This is a genomic window from Aerococcus sanguinicola (genome assembly GCF_008726925.1).
GTDB lineage: Bacteria > Bacillota > Bacilli > Lactobacillales > Aerococcaceae > Aerococcus.
The window spans coordinates 200,305-218,375 of the sequence record NZ_VYWO01000002.1 but is presented as its reverse complement, the minus strand read 5'-3'; the positions used below and the strand labels follow the sequence as shown (position 1 = coordinate 218,375).

The window sequence follows — 18,071 nt, the reverse complement described above, 5'->3', positions numbered from 1 at the left end:
TTTTGATAGCTTGGCTTAGGCCAAGTAAGTTTTGGCTGTTTCGATATAAAGGTCAATAAACTTCAGATAGTCAGCCACTTCAACATACTCATCGAGTTTATGGGCACGAGCGGTTTCACCTGGGCCAAAGACAGCCAGGTCATAATCATCACTAATCCGACCAAAGTTAGAGGCATCTGTTGCCCCAGCTAGGGTTTGGGTGCCCACTTCCCAATCGGCCGAAGCTTGGATGGCCTTAACCAAGTCATTGTCAGGCCGAGATTCGGCAGCAGGATTGTTTTGTAAGAGATTCAATTCCAAGCGGCCGTCACTCTTCTCATTCAATTCATCCATGGTATCTTGCATCATTTTAACCACTAAGTCATTACCGGCTTCTGGCACTACCCGGGTATTGGCCTTCATCTTGGCCTTGCTTGCCACACTATTGATCTGGGTTCCGGCTTCAATCACCGTGTTCACGTTGAGCGACCGGCCCAATTGGTCATTGTAAGCTTCATCTGTATTGAAGGCCTGGTCAAATTTCTCATTCATGATATTAATGTAGTCCACCAAGAGTTGGATGGCGTCGATCCCCTCTTCAGGCATGGAACTATGGGCACTCTCACCATGAGCGATCACTTCATACTGGATGGAGCCTTTATGAGCATTGATAATAGCTTCATTGCCACTAGGTTCAGCAATCAAGAAGGCGTCCGCATCATCGAGGTAACCTTCATCCACTAATTGTTCAGAACCTAACATGCCGATTTCTTCCCCTACTGTTAAGGCTAAGCGCAAGGTTCCCTTGAGGTCAGCTTGGGCTTCCTTCAATTCAATTAAAGCAATAACAATCGCCGCTAAGCCGGACTTCATATCAGTTGTTCCACGGCCATACATCTTGCCGTCGACAATCTCAGCGCCAAAGGGATCATGGCTCCATTCCTCATGGTCGCCTGCAGACACCACATCTAAGTGCCCGCTATAAACGAGGACCTTGCCATCTTCCTGACCCTTAATTTCAGCCACTAAGCTGCTTCGGCCTGGTGCATATTCAACCAATTGGCTATCAATGCCATAGTCATTCAAGAGCTCGGCAATATACTGAGCCACTTCTCCTTCATGGTCATTTTCACTTGGGATCTGAATAATGTCTTGTAAGACTTTAATGCGTTCGTCTTTATTCATAAAATCTACCTCTTTCAGTAAATGTCATATATTGTATCAAAAAAAGATTAAAAGCTACTTATATTTTATCTGATTTTGGTGCTTTTTGCAATTATTAGTTCTTTTTACGTTAACTTATCTGACATTCCATGGAAGAAAAGAAGAGGCTGGGACAAAAGCCCCGGCCTCTTTATAAAATACGAATTATTCTTTAAAAAAGTGCTCCAAAAGTCAGGACTGACTTTTGGAGCACACTCATATAATCTTGTCTTTTAGGCTTGTTCGGCTAACATAGCGGTGATCCGAGTCATAAATTCATCTAAGAAGCGGTCCGTATCTACCTGGATAGCAGCTGACATGGTGGGCTCCGGATCATTCAAACGTTCATTGTCCCCAATGGTACGTCCACGACTAGCTCCTTCCGTCTCAACCTTCATATTGAGGGGCAGGTAGTCCACCAAGTCTTCTTGGACAGCTACGGCGACAGCCAAGGGATCATGGAGGGCACAGCCCTTAAGATGGGGCGAGGTAATTTCATAGGCCTTGATATAGTAATCCACAATATCTGCCAAGGCACGGCCTGCCTCGGTGCCCAAGTTGCGCCACTTAGCCGTATCCTCGTAAGTCAAGAGGGTGCGGAGGGTCACATCTAAACCTACCATGGTCACATGGACCCCGCTTCTAAACAAGCGGTCAGCAGCGGCTGGGTCTTGGTTAATATTAGCCTCTGTATAAGGGGTCACATTACCACAAACCGTCAAAGCTCCCCCCATAATAACAATCTTGCCCGCCTTCTTGAGGGCCGCTTCATCCCGGGACAGCGCAGCATCCAGATTGGTCATAGGGCCTGTCGCCACAATGATTAAGTCTTCCCCATATTTCTCACAGGCTGATAAGATAAAATCAACCGCTGATTCTTGGCTAGGCTGGCGGGACGAATTCGCTAAAGCCACATTACCGATGCCATCCTCTCCATGGATCAAGGCTGAAACCTCTAAGACTTCAAAATCGGTCTTATCGCTCGCGTGACTGAGACCAGGGAAGACGGGGACCTGGTCCTGGCCAAATAGATCCAAGAGCTTTAAGGCATTGCGGAGGCCATCCGCCATCAAGACATTACCGTAAGTTCCTGTAATGCCAATCAGTTCAACTTCTTTGGAGGCTACGGCATAGGCAATAGCCAGGGCGTCATCGATGCCTGTATCCAAATCGAGAATAATTTTTTTCGTCATGATTCTTGCTCCTTGTTTATAGCTTAGGCTAAGAGGCCTGTTCAGCGACTCAATATTAGGAAGCTCGTCCTAGTCGTAGGCGACTACTTCTCCAGATTCTGCATCAATCTTCACTTCACCCTTGTTTTGGCGACCATCGCGCAATTCTACCTTCCAGTAGAGCTTGCCATCGCTATCGCGTTCTAATTCCCACTGCTTAGCTGTCTTAGCATCAGCTTCTTTGAGGGCAATCTCCGTAGCTTCTTCCAGACTAATCACTTGGTCTAATTGGAAGCCGTCTTCAGGATTATTGGCACTCCCTAGTTCTTCTTTTTTCTCAACCATAGCCAGGTCTTCACCCAGGCTTAGGCTATATTCTTTCTCATCATCTTCCCCTTCAATCTCAAAGCGAGTTTGGCCTTCGCTCTCCACTTCAATACTGGTCAACTCAGCCCCAGGGAATTGGTCTTCGAAGTTGGCCACTGCTTCTTCTAAGTCTTTAGAAATGGCAGCCACATCAACCTTGGCCCCGCGGCGGTCAGACCGAGAGCGACTGGAAGAAGATCGGCGACTGCTTGCTGCTTGATCATCTTGGTCGTCTTGATCATCTTGGTTGTCTTGGTCAGCCTTAGCACTTTCCTTATGGCTAGATTGATCCGCGCCCTCCGAATTGGAAGTTGCGTCAGACTTTGTTTCTTGCCCTTGGCTCTCTGCTTGGGATTCTTCCTGACTTAGAGGATCTACCCGCTTCGCTTCTTCACTCGGTTGGGCCTGGCAAGCCACGAGTAAAGTTGAAGCGATCAGAGCTGTTGACGTCAGTTTTATCCATTTTTTCATTCGATATTCCTCCTTAAAAGCATCTCACATGTCATACCCCTAGCTTAGCACATCCGTCCTTAAGAAGCATGTAAAAGGCCTTCATAGCAAGGTCAAGACAAGAGAAACAAGCTAGTCAAGAGAGCAGAGCTTACAAGGCATCTAGAAAAGCAAGAATATCTTCAGACAGGCGCTCTTGTACGAGCTCACCACTTAAATAATGGTCAGCCTGGGGATAGAGATGCAAGTGGGGATTTCCTTCAGCTGCTAATAAGCGGGATAAACGCTCTGCTAGCTGGACAGGCACCACTTCATCCGCTTGGCCATGCCCAATAAAAACGGCTTGCTTGATCGCTGCTAGGGCTTCAAAGTTATCCTCCATCCACTGATTCATCCCACTCAAGACCTCATCAAATTGAGCAAAAAGCTTTTCCGCTTGATTACGGTCAGAGGCTGTTGGCTCACGGTCAAGTGACCGATAATAGCTTTGACGCATAAAATAGGGGATTTTAGTCTGTCTGAGATCCGTCAAAATGGGGCAAGACAGGCTAATGACAGCTGCTACTTGATCGCATTCACAAGCTAAAGCAAGCGCTAGGAAGGCTCCAATAGATAGGCCGCCGACGATAATCTTCTGATGCCCCTTAGCTTGTAAGGTCTTCATTGCAGCACGAGCATCCTCTAAATAGGTCGACAAGGGAGCCGTTAAAATCGCACTTAAATCCCCCTGTTGGTGACTTCGATACGATAGGAGGAAAATAGGATAGCCCTCTGCATGTAAGTTTTCAGCTAGGGGCTCTACTTTCTCAGGGCTATCTCCTAGAGAGTGCATAAGCAAAAGAGCTGGTTTATTAGCTTGACCTGGCCAGTAGGATGACCCCTTATGCGTCATTTGAATGATCTCCCTCTAATAACTCTTCCTCCATCTGGAAAAGAAGACTCGGTTGCTCAATCATATCTTTAATAAAATTAGAAATGCGGACAATCTTATCGCGGGTTACAATCCGAGCATCCACAACCAAGGTCATCGGCTTCATGGGGCGGATAAGCATTTCTCCCTCCTTAACGACAACCTCCTCCTGGCTGGCTCCCAAGCCCAAAATAGCAGCCTCAGGATAGTGAACGATTGGGACAAAACTATCTACTGGCCCATATTCCGAAAGATCCGTTAAAGTAATCGTCGCTTCAGAGTTCGTTTCATAGTTGAAGATCCGTTCTTTTTTGACTTCATCTTCCAATTCAGCTAAGCGCTTTTCGATTTGGTAGAGAGTCATAGCCTGAGCATCCTTCACCACAGGAGTGAACAGGCCCTGGACGGTATTCATTTCAATCCCAACATTAACATAAGACTTAAAGCGGAAGACAGACACAACGTCATCAATACTCGCATTCAGTTCGGGATAGCGGTGGGCCGCAATACATAAAGCTTTAATAAAATAGGGAAGATAGTCTTGCTTGCCTAAGCGTTCACCTTTCTGAATTTTAAGATAACTTCCTAATTCGGTCATATCGACTTTGACTTGAACGGAGAAAGGTGGGACCTTGTGGTGGGTCATCTCAAAGCGCGACGCATTATACTTGCGGATATAGGTTTCTTCACGGCCCTGCTCTTCTTCTGGACGGTGGGTCCAATAACCCGGATCTAATTCATTGATCCAGCGGTAATTCCACTCCCGTTCACCTACCGCATGGCTAAGTGCCATATCTACCATTTCCTTAGTCACAATCCCCTGGTCATTGGCTGGGATCAGCGACAAATCTAAATGGTTATCCACTGCATATTGACGAACAGCAGGAGCCGCCTTAACCTTTTCGGCCCTGCTTTCTAATTCTTCTTTAGGCAATTCATTAGCGATATGGACAGGTATAGGCTGGCTGCCATCTTCCGAATGCATAAAATTACTCTGTAAAGGATCTAAATAGCGGTGTTTGCGTTGACTAGCAGCTTTCGGTTCCCCTTGTTGGGCCTGCCCCTGTTCTGCCATAAAGTTCATATCGGCTTTGGGGGCTTGCACTTTTTCTTGTGGTTGTTGACCGTATAAGCGCTGGAAAATCTCCGCGGCAGAACCGGTTTTTTCCACAATTAAGTAGTCGCCATCATCAGCCGTCTCTACCGGCTTAGGGTCTTCTGAAGGAGCGCTTTCATCCTCCTGCACCACTTGCTTATTATCTTCTTTTCCTGCTTCTGGTTGGACTGGAGCTTCAGCGCTAGCATTGGACGGATCTTGGGCTAACTTCTCATCACTTGGAGCAGCAACGATTTTCCCATCCTCACTTACACGTCCAGCATCTCCACCGGCCCCTGTTCTCAATTCAGCATGCCCATCATCAATTAAGAGAACTTTTTCGTTACGGAAAATATAGTCACCTAATTCGATGTAATACTCTTTAATCACGCCCTCAACCGGAGAAGCCAAAGCACCCGTTGCCTTATCGGTCTCCATTTCAGCAATCACGTCACCTTCTTTGATATGATCGCCCACCTGTTTATGGACGGCAACCATTTGTGCTTCAAAAATACCCTCACCTAGGGGCGGAAGTTTCACTAAAAATGCCATAAATTATTCCTCTCTTTTATCCGTTTAATGTTGTTTTGATTGCTTCTACAATATCGTCACAATCTGGCAGCCAGTCGCTTTCAATTTGCTTATAAGGGAAAGACGTATTGGGAGCGGATAAAAACCCAATTGGGCTTAATAAGTCATAGAAAGCTCGTCGAGCCATCTCTGAAACAATCCGGTTCCCCACACCAGCAATTCCTTGGGCTTCTTGAACGACTAGCAAGTGCTGGGTCTTTTTGACAGACTGGAGTATGGTGTCATAATCAATTGGATGGACACTTCTTAAATCAATAAGTTCGACCCTAATCCCTTCAGCAGCTGCTCGTTCAACAGCTTCCTTAGCCATCCGGACCATAGCACCATAAGTCACCAAGGTTAAATCTTCGCCTTCACATAAGCAATTAGCTTGGTCAAGAGCCAAACTATAACTTTCCTCAGGTACTTTCTCCCGGAAGGACCGGTATAAGAGCATGTGTTCTAAGAAGATAACGGGACCATCATCTCGAATTGCTGCTGTGAGTAAGCCTTTCGCATCGATAGCAGAAGACGGAATGACTACTTTCAACCCTGGAAATTGGGCAAGCAAGCCTTCAAAGTTATCTGGATGGAATTCCGGGGTGCCGACACCTCCGCCAAAGGGGGCGCGAAGGACCACTGGCATTTTGAGGTGGCCAGCTGTTCGATAAGAAGCTCTGGCCATTTGATTGATACTATCCATCGTTTCAAAAATAAAGCCTAAAAATTGAATTTCGATGACTGGACGAAAGCCTTGGTAAGCTAGTCCAATCGCCATACCTGATATCCCAGATTCTGCTAAGGGCGTGTCTAATACCCGTTGCTTACCAAATTTCTCTTGCAGACCTTCCGTTGCTCGGAATACGCCACCATTCTTACCTACATCTTGGCCAAACAGAATAACCCGGTCATCCTGGGCCATCTCAAGTTCCAGGGCCTGGTTGATTGCTTTAACCATGGTTAAATTATTTCCTGCTTCAGGATTCTTTCGATTATACATAAGTCGCTCCTCTCTCTTCAGGTTAACAGCTAATTAGATTGTGGATATTGCCAAGCAAAGCTATCCTCTAAGCGCATCGGCTCTGTTGCTTCACTCTCTGCCATTCCTTGCTTGATCGTTTCCAATGCGTCTTCATAGAATTTTTCTTCTGTTTCTTTGGAATATAGGCCCTTCTGCGATAAATACTGGCCGTAACGAGAGAGAGGGTCTCTCGCTTGCCAATAGTCAAGCGAGGCCTGGTCACGGTAGCGCATTGGGTCATCCCCCATGGTCGAATGCGGCTCCATGCGGTTGGTTACTAATTCTACGACCACTGGCCCATTACCTGATGCCGCATAGTTACGGGCTTCTTTGGCAACACAATAAGTCGCTAAAGCATCATTGCCATCTACACGGACGCCTGGTATCCCAGCAGCTACCGCCTTTTGGGCAAGGGTCTGGGCCTGGGTCTGTTGATCCAGAGGCGTTGAGATGGCGTAGCCATTATTTTGAATAAAGATAATTAAAGGACTTTGGTAAACTCCAGCAAAATTCATCGCTTCATAGCTATCGCCTTGCGACGTGCCACCATCTCCAATATAGGTAAAGGTGACTTGGGGAGAAGCATTTAATTTTTGCCCTAAAGCATTGCCCTGGGCTTGAACCAATTGAGCTCCAATAATGATTTGCGGCAGGGCAGCCTGGATCCCTTTATCATAGATAAAAGTTGACCCGTTGACGTGCCCCTTGGACCAATTATAAATATCTGCAACGGAAGCCCCATGCATTAATAATTGGGGCATATCGCGGTAAGAGCCAAAGAGAAAATCTTCTTTAGCAAAAGCAAAGTGGCTTGCGATCATAGCAGCTTCCTGCCCCTTTGAGGGAGCGTAAAAGCCCATGCGTCCTTGTTGGGAATAAGAATTAGTTTGTTCATCGAAAGCGCGGGCAAAGACCATGCGCCGCATCAATTCAAGCAGCTGGTCATCTGTTAAATCAGATAATAATTCCGCATTAACGACTTCGCCATCTTTATCAATTGCCTGTAAAAGAGGAAATTGCTCAGCGATAACTTGTAACTGATCTAGATTCAAAATCGATTTTTTTCCTATTTCAAGCTGATTCATATTACTGCCACCCTTTTCTATATCAAAGCAACACTTGTGTAAGTCATTCACATTATAGCAAATATTCATTTTTTTGCCTAATAAACAAAAAAGCTTTAATTGACTCTTATCCCCCGTTCGTCTATACTAACCCTAGTATGTGAAATATTGTTTATAGGAGGTGATCGTATGAAACATATTGATTCAACCATGCCTACCAACCATGACCGGCAGACCATTGAGGCACAGACTAAAAAGTCTCATAATTTAGAAGCCATGACTCTTACCTGGAAAGAGCCCCCACAGATTGCACCCGTGATCGACAAACCTCTTTCTGATCTTCGTGTAGCCATTGCAGCTTCAACGGGGGTTCATTTGAGAACGGATAAGCCCTTTATTCTTACAGGTGATTCGTCATACCGTATCATCCCAGGAGATGTGGACTACAGTGATTTAACGATTACCCACGTGCGCTATCCTAACCAAGCAGCCCACCGTGACCTCGATGTGGTCTATCCTCTGAAGACCCTTCGTAAGATGGCTGAGAAAAATATTATCGGTGAGGTTTCTCCAGTCAATATTTCTTGGATGGGACATGTTCCCCGCGTTGATGTGCTGATTGAAGTGACCGCCAAGCAGATTGCAGAAACACTCGAGGAGAACCAAGTAGACCTCGTCCTACTCTCGCCTGGCTGATTTATGTGTCACCAGTCCGTGGGATTGGTCGCTCGAGAAATCGAAAGCCGTGGCATCCGAACAGTTCTAGTTGGGCACTTCCCTCATATTGCTGAACGGATTCGTCCACCACGCATGTACATTGTCGACGCCCCACTCGGAGAAACCTTCTCTAGTGCTTACGACTATCACATGCATGAAGTGATTGCTCATGAAGCTCTTGAATTTGCTAGAACCGGTGGCGGGGAATTGATCTACTATCCACCCTATGTCTGGAAAGACCATACAGGTTTAGTCCTTCCTGACCAGGTTGAGGATCCCCAACCAATTATTATTAAAAATCCGAGAGCCTTATAAAAAAAATCCATAAAGAAAAGGCACTGGCTGCCCTCTCCACCAGAGGGCTTAGCCAGTGCCTTTTTGACTTGATATTTTAATTAGTAACTAGGATTTAAAGATCAGTTTGGCATAACCATAAAGGACATAAGCAACAATCCCTATTGCTAAGACTGTTTCCACAAGAAGCAAAAGATTCGTCCCTGCTAGTTGCCAACCTAAAACTGGGAGCGCCAATTTCAAAGATAGGGCTGAAACGACCAAGGGAAAGGTTAGACCCGCAGAAGTCGGGAAGAAACCCAAGCGCAGTAGCCGAGGGAGTTGGGCCAGAACAGTAAAATAGAGCAATTGGGCAAGAATAAGTAAGAAAGCTAACAAGGCTTGCGAGGGCGTTTTAAAACTATTAACATATCCTGCTACTAGCAGAGAGAATGGGGCACATAGAATAGCCGTTGTCATTTGTGCTGGCTTCGGCAAATCGCGCATGATATAAACCCGGTAAAGCATAAAGGGCATTACAGCAACGCCTCCTAAGAGGCCTAACCAAAATAAAATTTGTCCCAAAAGAAAATTACCATAGACCGGCGCAGTGACACTAGCCACCACAAAGCCCACAAAGATAACCCCCCAAGAGGGGAAAACCACTGTCATCTTGCGCTGGGGAAGGTAGCGAATTATATAAAGTCCTGCTAATAATAAATTAAAAATCAGAGCAAAATACCAAATGCCTTCAGCCAAGCCAAGAGGCAGCTTCAATAACGGGTTTAAATAAGTTGACAGTATCATCAAAGCCATTGGATAAGTAGGAAAGACAGAAGCTGGTAGTGGGGCTTGCATTTCTTCTTTTAAGCTAGAAAAACTAAGAAATAAATTCACCGTATAGAGAATAAATAGAATCCAAGCAAAGGCTCCTAAAACAAGACGTAAGCCCGTTCCATAAGACTGCAGTAAATTACCCAAGGTGGCCAAAGCCAGAATCAACCCCGACATTGCAAAGGGTTGTCTTTTTAAATAGGTCATAATAGCTCCTCCTAAAAATATCTTTGTTTATCGAATTATAGCAATAAACGAAGCGAATCACAAACCGGTATTTTCTATCATTTATATGCACATTGTATCCAATCTTTTGAAAAGTTTCCATAAAAAAAGCCAAGCGAAGAAAACATCTCGCTTGGCTTGTCATTAAATTCACTTATACTTCCAACTGGTAATTCGTTCCAGCTAGGGCCTCTTTCAGATCTGCTAGTTCATAGTCCCCGCTAACGGTGACTTGCTTTTGGTCGAGGTCGACTTCGGCGCTTTCCACACCGAAAACTTGGCTGAGTGCTTGTTCGACATTCTCCTTACAGCCTTGGCACTTGAGGCCGGATACTTGATAAGTCTTGGTCATGCTTTCACCTCCTGACTGGATGGTTTAAAGCCTTTCAAACGAAGGGCATTCAAGAGGACAGAAATCGAGCTAAAGCTCATCGCTGCCCCAGCGATCATAGGGTTGAGGAGGGGCCCACCGAAGATATGGAGGAGGCCCATAGCAACTGGAATCCCTAAGACATTATAGGCAAAGGCCCAGAAGAGGTTCTCCTTAATATTCTTAATGGTTGCCCGACTCAATTCTATACTGGTTGGAACATCCAACAGACTAGACTGCATGAGGACAATATCTGCGGATTCAATTGCGACATCAGTCCCTGAGCCAATAGCAATCCCGACATCCGCTTGGGCTAAGGCAGGGGCATCATTGATCCCATCCCCTACCATGGCGACTTTGTGGTCCTGGTCTTGGAGTTTAGCTACTTGGCGGGCCTTGTCTTCGGGTAGGACCTCACTAATCACTTGGTCAATACCCACCTGGCGGCCAATGGCTTCAGCTGTCCGACGGTTATCCCCCGTTAGCATCACGACTTTCAGCCCCATCTCATGAAGGGCTTGGATGGCCGCTTGACTATCTTCCTTGACAGTATCGGCCACCGCCACTAGGCCCAAGAGCTCGCGGTCCCGTCCCAGCAGCATAGGGGTCTTGCCTTCAGCAGCCAAACGATCCATTTGTTCTTCCGCTACTTTAATATCAATCCCTTGGTCTGCCATCAGTTGGGCATTGCCCAAGTACAGGCTCTGACCTGACAGACGAACGCGGATACCACGGCCGCTCAAGGCCTCGAAGTCATCGCTCTCTTCCAAGTCTAAGTTAGCATCTTGCGCTCCCTCAATAATCGCTTGGGCAAGCGGGTGTTCAGAACCTTGCTCAGCTGAAGCGCTCAAGCGGAGGACTTCCTCTGAGCTCAGTTCACTATAAGTCTCTAAGTCAGTCAAGACCGGCTTACCTTCTGTAATCGTCCCTGTCTTATCGAAGACAATCGTCGTCACTTCTTGGGCTGTTTCAAGGGCATCCCCACTCTTGAAGAGGACACCATTCTCTGCCCCCTTACCGGTACCCACCATGATAGCCGTTGGCGTGGCGAGACCGAGCGCACAGGGACAAGCAATAATTAGGACAGATACGAGGATGGTGATGGCGAAGTTCCAGGACTCCCCACCAATTAACCACCAGGCTAAGGCTGAAACAACAGCTAGGACAATCACAACCGGTACAAAGACACCGGATACCTTGTCTGCTAGCCGCGCAATGGGTGCCTTAGACCCTTGAGCTTCTTCTACTAGGCGGACAATCTGGGCCAAGCTCGTATCTTCGCCCACCTTGCTGGCCTTCATTTGGAAGCTCCCATTGCTATTGATCGAAGCCCCAACGACGGAATCGCCGACCTTTTTATCAACAGGCATGGATTCACCCGTAATCATCGATTCGTCCACAGCAGATTGGCCCTTGATAATCTCACCATCAACTGGGATCTTATCCCCTGGACGAACTTGTAAGATATCGCCAGGCTGAAGCTGGTCAACGCCTACTTCAACCACTTGGCCATCGCGGACCAAGCGAGCGGTTTCCGGCGCTAGATCCATTAATTTCTGGATAGCTTCAGAGGTCTTGCCCTTGGATACATTCTCAAAATACCGGCCCAGGGTAATCAGGGTAAGGATCACCCCAGCAGATTCATAGTAGAGACGCATGGCATAGGACGCATCCCCCTGGCTAATCTTCCAGGTGCTAAAGAGACTGTAGAGTACGGCTGCACTAGTCCCCAAGGCAACCAAGGAATCCATATTCGGGTGGCCCTTAAAGAGAGCCTTGTAGCCCGTTGTAAAGAATTCACGGTTCAAGATAAGAACGGGAAGGACGAGGGCCAGCTGGGTAAAAGCGAAGGCCAAGGGATGGGCCATAGGATCTAAGGCGCTGGGTATAGGTAAGCCAACCATATCCCCCATGGCTAAGTAAAGCAGGGGAACTGCAAAGATCGCTGACCAAACAAAACGCCGCCAGAGCCCTTGGATTTGGGCATCCTTCTGTTCTTTCTTGTCTGCGCGTTTAACCGTTGACTTGGTCTGGGCTTGGTAGCCTGATTCCTCAACGGCCTGAACAATATCTTGAGAAGCAACTTGGTCCCTATCATAGGCCACTTGCATCTCTTCCGTCGCCAAGTTCACATTGGCGGCTTCCACACCATCTAAAGCTGAAACCGCCTTTTCAATGGTTTGGGCACAAGAGGCACAAGACATCCCAGTAATAGCGAAAGTTTCCTTCTCCTCCGCTAATTCTAAGTGGTAGCCTGCCTCCTCAACTTCTTCGGCAATGTCTTGGGGACTCAAGCGACCTTCATCATAGGTCACCGTCAACTTCTCTGTTGCTAAGTTAACATTGGCTTCATCAACGGCATCCATCCCGCTGACTGCGCGTTCAATGGTTTGGGCACAGGAAGCACAGGACATACCTGTGATGGGGTAACTTGCTTTTGTCATCTCATCCTGCTCCTTTCTTTTCCGTCTACATTTGTAAACCTTACACTTAAAGTATAAGGGGTTGAGCTACACTTGTCAACCCCTTGGACTTATTCCTCTAAAACTAGGTTAGCGAATCAGCCAACCGCCATCGACTGGAATCACAGCGCCCTGGATATAATCCGCCCCATCGCTGGCTAGAAAGAGGGTCAAGGCCGCAATTTCTTCCGGATTAGCCCAGCGTTTCGTCGGCGTTTGGTCTGCTACCCAGCGGGCGAGCTCTGCTTCGCCTTGGAAATCCTTAGCATTCATCGGCGTAGCCACCGCTCCCGGAGCGATCGCATTGGCTCGGAGCCCCTGGCTGGCGTAGTCATAGGCCAGCTGCTTGGTAAAGCCGACGATGGCATGCTTGGCTGCGGTATAGGCAATACCCCCACCTCCAGCGGTCAAACCCGCAATGGAGGCCATATTAATCACTCGTGAACTCGGTGCCGCCAGCAGATAAGGCAAGGCCGCCTGGGTCACATAGAAGAGGCTATCCACATTCGTCTGAAAGACCTCCTGCCAGCAGTCCAAGCTCGTTTCAGCTAGGGGCAGGTAGTCGTCCAAGATCCCTGCTGTATTGCAGAGGACATCTAAACCGCCCCCTTCTGCTAGAAGCTGACTGATGCTTTCCTGGGCTTCAGGCTGGCTCAAGTCAACTTGGCAAGTCCTCACCTGGGAGGAAGGAGCCAGCCAATCCATGGGGGCCCGGTCCACCGCTAGTATCTGGTGCCCTGCCTCAAGAAAAGCCTGGGCTTGGGCCTGGCCAATGCCTGATGCCGCTCCCGTTACCAGGACCTTGAGCGGCTGACGAAGTGGCTTGGCTTGGGTAAAGCTCTGAAAAGATACCATCTTAGTCAACCAGGCGCCAATCTTCAGCTAAGAGGTCGCAAACAGTAGGTTGGAAGACACTAAAGCCTTCACCAGCGACAGCAATCAAGAAATAAGGAGTCACGGGACGGCCCTCATATTCCTGGCCTGACACATAGCAGACATACTCTTCGGCGCCAGACCAACCCTCCCGGATAATACGGGCGCCAGCTTTTAATTGGGGTAAAATTTCTTCAAAAGTCATTCAAGTTCTCCTAATTCAAATATTCTTGCATGGTATTAGCTTGGTCGGCTGTGGTATTCCCAGCAAAGTTAGGGGCTGCTAGGGAAATGCCACCTTGTTCATTATAATAGAGGTACCATTCTTTAGGGAAGTCCGCTTGGTCATTATCGACTTCGACAACGGTATTGACCTTAATGTCACGGATTTGACCAGGTAATTGGGCCGAGAAGACTTGGATGGTCTTGGTTGGTACCTGCTTAATCTGCATGGCAAAGTTCCCTTGGCCCGGGATATTCACATAGCCTTCGTTATTATCTAAGTTAATATTTTGTGGCGCATTAGCAACCGTATGAGGAATCACGAAACGGATTGCACCAACATTCTCAGCAGATACACCGTAAGGGTAGTCATCGCCCTGGGCAGAGCCCTGAACTGTGACGCCTTCCCCATCTTTAGCTTCATCAGCGGAAGCATCAGCAGCCTGGTCGCTTGAGGCGTCCTCAGCACCACTTGCATCACTTGCATCCTCTGAAGAGGCTTCGTCTTGGCCATCTTGACTTTGCTTGGAGTCGGCTTGGCTATCCGCTACTGCCTCCCCAGCTTGACTGGTGGTATCGGCCTGGCTAACGGTTCCCGCTTCATTATTCTGTGCAGAATCCTGGCTACAAGCCGCCAAGAGGAAGACACTGGAAGCTAAGAGTAACTTACTAGCAAATTTTGACATTTTCATCCGAATCTCTCCTTTTCTAACAAATGCGATAGCGCTTACTTATATTATCATTATAACAAGTTCAAAGACAAAATTAAAACAAAGCCCCTTATGACTCTCGGTAGAAGCTGGAGCTAGCCCCTGGCAAAGCCTTCTCAAGACGGGCTATGGGGCTGACAAATGAGGGCGAGTATTTTAAGATAGGCATAAGAAACCATTAAAGAAAGGATCCATCACATGATTAAAATTATTGCTTCTGATATCGACGGCACCCTCCTCACACCCCAAGGCATTATTAGCCCGCAGACCTACCGGGCTATCCACCAAGCCATTGAACACGGCATCGAATTTCTCCCGGTCACAGGACGGGGCTATGCCGCTGCCCGAAACATCATCGGCATGCAGGGGCTCCAAGTGCCTATGATCAACCTCAACGGGGCCTTGGTCTCCTCTGCCCAGGGCCAAGCTCTTAAGCAACACCCCCTGCCCCAAGACCAGGTCCGTGCCATGCGTGACTTCCTTGACCAAGCCCAGCTCCCTTATTCGCTAATCAGTCAGGAGGCCTATTACACCTCCGATCCTGCCCGCTACCAGCAAGGCATTGACCGTTTCCTCAAAGAACAAGCCGCCAGCCACCGCCAAGCAGGGATCCAGCTAGCAAGTCCCGACCCTGGCCAAGCCAAAGCTTTCATCCGAGACTTCGGCACGCTCAGGGACCTGCCCCAGCAAGACTTCCTTAAACTGATCTTCTTCACTGACCAGGAAGACTTGCGTCAAGCCTTCTTCGATCAATTCAGAGGCGAGGGCCAACTGACCATCTCCTCTTCGGGGCCCAACAATGTTGAAATCACCCAAGCCAAGGCCAGTAAGGGCCAGGCTCTGACCCAGTACCTCGAAGCAGCAGGCTATGACAAAAACGAAGCCCTAAGCATCGGCGACTCCTACAATGACTTGTCCATGTTTGCGGTGACTGGCCACAGCTATGCCATGGGGAATGCTGACCCTGCCGTCCAAAGGCAGGCGCGCGGCCTTGCCCCTAGCAACCGCGAAGATGGCGTGGCCTGGATGATCCAACAAATCCTTGCTGGAAAAATTGGCTAAACCCTCCCTGCCTGCAGCTGGAAGCGAGCTGGGCCATCAGGACGAAAGCGGTATTGGTAGAAAGTAGCGATTAAGTCGCGCATATAGGCTGGATCTTCAACCCCAGCAGTCTCATAGCTTGAATGCATGGCGAGCTGGGCTAGGCCAATATCTACGGCATTAACCGATACCTGCTGCATCGCGAGATTGCCCAGGGTCGACCCGCCTGCCTGGTCCGAGCGATTAGCAAAGAACTGGAGGGGGACGCCTGCTGTTTTCGCGAGCATCTTAACCACTGCCCGGCTGACCCCATCTGATGTATACTTCTGACCGGCATGGGTCTTGACCACCACTCCGCCATTCAGCTCGGGATAATTGGTGTCATCCATCACTTCCGGGTGGTTGGGATGGATGGCATGGGCATTGTCCGCACTGATTAAGAAACTCGAAGCCAAACGTTGATAGTAGCTAACTTCATCGCCCCCTAGCTCGAAATGGATGCGCCGGAGGACATCGCTCAAGAAAGTAGACAAAGCCCCTTGCTTGGTCCCGCTCCCAACTTCTTCATTATCAAAGCAGGCATAGACAGTCGTTGTTTGAGGATGGCGGGCATCTTCGCCTAAGAAGCCTGCCAGTGTGGTATAGGCACAGGCGAGGTTATCCAATTGCGGAGCAGAGAAGAATTCCCGGTGTGCTCCCCAAATCCGACCCGGCATGCGGTGGTAGAGACTCAATTCCATATCCACAATTGCTGAAGCAGCTAGGCCCAATTCTTCAGCAACTAGGGCTTTCAGATCACCTTTTTGGGCCTTTTTACCAGCGAGTAGGGGGATCATATCGACCTGGGGATTCAAAGCCACACCCTGGTTCATCTTCCGGTTCATATGAATGGCGAGGTTAGGAATGACGACCAGGTCACGGTCAAAGGCCAGAAGCCGGCTAGTCAGTCGATCATCTTCTTGGACCAAGATCCGCCCGGCCAAGGACAAAGGACGGTCCAGCCAGGATTGGGCAATCATGCCCCCATACGGCTCCGTATTCAAGCGCAAGTACTTGTCGTCCTGCAATTCAGCCCGCTCCTTCAAGCGGTAGTGGGGCGAATCAGAATGTGAAGCAACCAGGTTAAAGCTATAATCCGCCAAGTCTTCAGCGACCTTGAAGGCAATCAGACTGGATTGATTGCGCGTGGTAAAATAAGTTCTGCCAGCTTCTAACGACCAAGGCTCAGCTTCTATTAACTCCTGAAAACCCGCTTCCAAGAGTAACTGGCGCATCGCCTCCACTGCATGGAAGGCCGTGGGAGACTGCTCAATAAATTTCATTAAATCTTCTGTTAGGACTAGTGACATGGTTAACGCTCCTTTATAAGAAAATCTTGTTTACTACCAGGATACCCTATCCCTACTGACAAAGAAAGCAAAAAAGGACGCCTCGCGCATTGCGTGCGTCCTTTTCTGCTGGCATTAATTGACTGCCTGTCCCGTTTCCTGGCTAAAAGTTCTGACCTTCTGCCAGTCATCAACGGTCAAATCATAAAGCTTCCCTTCTTGAACCTTTTCCTTGCTAGGAATTTCGATAATCAGGTTCTGTTGGGCGAAATTCTGATGTTCCAAGTAAACATACTGGGTCCCACCCAAGTTCTCAATCAAAACCACTCGGTAGTGGTCGCCTGCTTTGAGACTCAAATTCTCGGGCCGGATACCAAAATCAACCCCTGTCTTAGCGGCTAAGTGAGCCGGTATCGCCGCAAAGCTTTGGGTCAGTTCCTGGGCAGGGACAAAATTCATCTTAGGCGTCCCAAGGAACTCGGCCACAAAGCGATTAGCGGGTTCCTCGTAGATTTCCTTAGGCGAGCCAATTTGTTGGACCTCGCCCCGGTCCATCACTACGATCCGGTCGCCCATGGTCATGGCCTCGGTCTGGTCATGGGTCACATAGACCATAGTGGTTTGCAGGCGACGATGTAATTTAGAAATTTCATAGCGCATCTGCGAGCGGAGCTTGGCATCTAAGTTGGACAAAGGTTCATCCATCAAGAAGGCCTGGGGCTCCCTAACAATGGCACGTCCCAAGGCTACCCGCTGCTTCTGACCGCCCGATAAGGCTTTAGGCCGACGATCCAAATAAGCTTCCAGTCCCAGTAATTGGGCAGCTTTTTGAATTTTTTCATCGATTTCATCCTTAGGAAGCTTCTCCATCTTCAAAGGATAAGCCATATTCTTGTAGACCGTCATATGGGGATAGAGGGCATAATCCTGGAAGACCATGGCTAAATTTCGATCTTTAGGTGCCTTGTCATTGACTTTTTCTCCAGCAATCAGGAGATCGCCTGAAGTGATGGCTTCCAAGCCAGCTATCATCCGTAGAGTTGTCGACTTACCACAACCTGAAGGGCCTACAAGAACCACAAACTCGCCTTCTTGAATCTTTAGATTTAAATCTTTAACGGAATAAGTCTTCCCATCATAGGATTTACTTATATTTCTTAGTTCAATTTCACTCATCTTTGTTCT

Annotated in this window: 18 protein-coding genes; 3 read left to right on the top strand and 15 right to left on the bottom strand. The window is 48.2% G+C overall.

Features of this window, described 5'->3' with window-relative positions; all coding sequences use genetic code 11:
• Positions 1-15 precede the first annotated feature (15 nt).
• The 7 genes from F6I03_RS05255 to F6I03_RS05225 form a co-directional block, all read right to left on the bottom strand.
• On the bottom strand, positions 16-1,164 hold the full coding sequence (locus F6I03_RS05255) for an ArgE/DapE family deacylase (protein ID WP_070431347.1): 1,149 nt from the start codon (positions 1,162-1,164) through the stop codon (positions 16-18).
• 251 nt (positions 1,165-1,415) lie between these two features.
• Positions 1,416-2,375: a nucleoside hydrolase gene (locus F6I03_RS05250; protein WP_070431346.1), complete on the bottom strand. Its 960-nt coding sequence runs from the start codon at positions 2,373-2,375 to the stop codon at positions 1,416-1,418.
• A 69-nt stretch (positions 2,376-2,444) separates the two neighbouring features.
• Positions 2,445-3,191, bottom strand: a complete 747-nt coding sequence (locus F6I03_RS05245) for a PepSY domain-containing protein (protein WP_070431345.1) — start codon at positions 3,189-3,191, stop codon at positions 2,445-2,447.
• A 130-nt stretch (positions 3,192-3,321) separates the two neighbouring features.
• Positions 3,322-4,062 carry an alpha/beta hydrolase gene (locus F6I03_RS05240; RefSeq protein ID WP_070431344.1) on the bottom strand — a complete coding sequence of 247 codons (741 nt, stop codon included), beginning with the start codon at positions 4,060-4,062 and terminating at the stop codon, positions 3,322-3,324.
• Positions 4,052-5,728: a 2-oxo acid dehydrogenase subunit E2 gene (locus F6I03_RS05235; protein ID WP_070431343.1), complete on the bottom strand. Its 1,677-nt coding sequence runs from the start codon at positions 5,726-5,728 to the stop codon at positions 4,052-4,054. The genes F6I03_RS05240 and F6I03_RS05235 overlap by 11 nt, the downstream gene beginning before the upstream one ends.
• A 16-nt stretch (positions 5,729-5,744) precedes the next feature.
• Positions 5,745-6,746 carry an alpha-ketoacid dehydrogenase subunit beta gene (locus F6I03_RS05230; RefSeq protein ID WP_070431342.1) on the bottom strand — a complete coding sequence of 334 codons (1,002 nt, stop codon included), beginning with the start codon at positions 6,744-6,746 and terminating at the stop codon, positions 5,745-5,747.
• A gap of 29 nt (positions 6,747-6,775) precedes the next feature.
• Positions 6,776-7,819, bottom strand: a complete 1,044-nt coding sequence (locus F6I03_RS05225; RefSeq protein ID WP_070698344.1) for a thiamine pyrophosphate-dependent enzyme — start codon at positions 7,817-7,819, stop codon at positions 6,776-6,778.
• A 201-nt stretch (positions 7,820-8,020) separates the two neighbouring features.
• On the opposite strand from F6I03_RS05225, the gene F6I03_RS05220 reads away from it, so the two are divergent.
• Positions 8,021-8,527 (top strand): glycine/sarcosine/betaine reductase selenoprotein B family protein, encoded by a 507-nt coding sequence (locus tag F6I03_RS05220; protein ID WP_083290603.1) that lies wholly within the window; start codon positions 8,021-8,023, stop codon positions 8,525-8,527.
• Between the two features lie 3 nt (positions 8,528-8,530).
• The gene (locus tag F6I03_RS05215; protein WP_141737871.1) at positions 8,531-8,863 is read left to right on the top strand and encodes a hypothetical protein; all 333 of its coding nucleotides are present in this window, start codon (positions 8,531-8,533) and stop codon (positions 8,861-8,863) included.
• An 87-nt stretch (positions 8,864-8,950) separates the two neighbouring features.
• Here F6I03_RS05215 and F6I03_RS05210 read toward each other — a convergent pair whose 3' ends face one another.
• The 6 genes from F6I03_RS05210 to F6I03_RS05185 form a co-directional block, all read right to left on the bottom strand.
• Positions 8,951-9,862, bottom strand: a complete 912-nt coding sequence (locus tag F6I03_RS05210) for a TDT family transporter (RefSeq protein ID WP_070431339.1) — start codon at positions 9,860-9,862, stop codon at positions 8,951-8,953.
• Positions 9,863-10,034: 172 nt separating this feature from the next.
• The gene (locus F6I03_RS05205; RefSeq protein WP_070431338.1) at positions 10,035-10,232 is read right to left on the bottom strand and encodes a heavy-metal-associated domain-containing protein; all 198 of its coding nucleotides are present in this window, start codon (positions 10,230-10,232) and stop codon (positions 10,035-10,037) included.
• Positions 10,229-12,694, bottom strand: coding sequence for a heavy metal translocating P-type ATPase (locus tag F6I03_RS05200; protein ID WP_070431337.1), 2,466 nt, complete (start codon positions 12,692-12,694; stop codon positions 10,229-10,231). The genes F6I03_RS05205 and F6I03_RS05200 overlap by 4 nt, the downstream gene beginning before the upstream one ends.
• Before the next feature lie 108 nt (positions 12,695-12,802).
• The gene (locus F6I03_RS05195) at positions 12,803-13,567 is read right to left on the bottom strand and encodes a 3-oxoacyl-ACP reductase (RefSeq protein ID WP_070431336.1); all 765 of its coding nucleotides are present in this window, start codon (positions 13,565-13,567) and stop codon (positions 12,803-12,805) included.
• A gap of 1 nt (position 13,568) precedes the next feature.
• Positions 13,569-13,790 carry a DUF2829 domain-containing protein gene (locus tag F6I03_RS05190; RefSeq protein WP_070431335.1) on the bottom strand — a complete coding sequence of 74 codons (222 nt, stop codon included), beginning with the start codon at positions 13,788-13,790 and terminating at the stop codon, positions 13,569-13,571.
• A gap of 10 nt (positions 13,791-13,800) precedes the next feature.
• Positions 13,801-14,499 (bottom strand): hypothetical protein, encoded by a 699-nt coding sequence (locus tag F6I03_RS05185; protein ID WP_070431334.1) that lies wholly within the window; start codon positions 14,497-14,499, stop codon positions 13,801-13,803.
• A gap of 216 nt (positions 14,500-14,715) precedes the next feature.
• Between F6I03_RS05185 and F6I03_RS05180 the strand changes: the two genes are divergently transcribed.
• Complete coding sequence (locus F6I03_RS05180; protein ID WP_070431333.1) at positions 14,716-15,579, top strand: Cof-type HAD-IIB family hydrolase; 864 nt, start codon at positions 14,716-14,718, stop codon at positions 15,577-15,579.
• Here F6I03_RS05180 and F6I03_RS05175 read toward each other — a convergent pair.
• Together F6I03_RS05175 and F6I03_RS05170 are read right to left on the bottom strand one after the other, a co-directional pair.
• A complete protein-coding gene (locus F6I03_RS05175; RefSeq protein WP_070431332.1) occupies positions 15,576-16,907 on the bottom strand; it encodes a M18 family aminopeptidase in 1,332 nt (443 codons plus the stop codon). The two genes, F6I03_RS05180 and F6I03_RS05175, sit on opposite strands and share 4 nt — an antisense overlap.
• Positions 16,908-17,021: 114 nt before the next feature.
• Positions 17,022-18,062, bottom strand: coding sequence for an ABC transporter ATP-binding protein (locus tag F6I03_RS05170; RefSeq protein WP_070431331.1), 1,041 nt, complete (start codon positions 18,060-18,062; stop codon positions 17,022-17,024).
• Between the last annotated feature and the right edge of the window lie 9 nt (positions 18,063-18,071).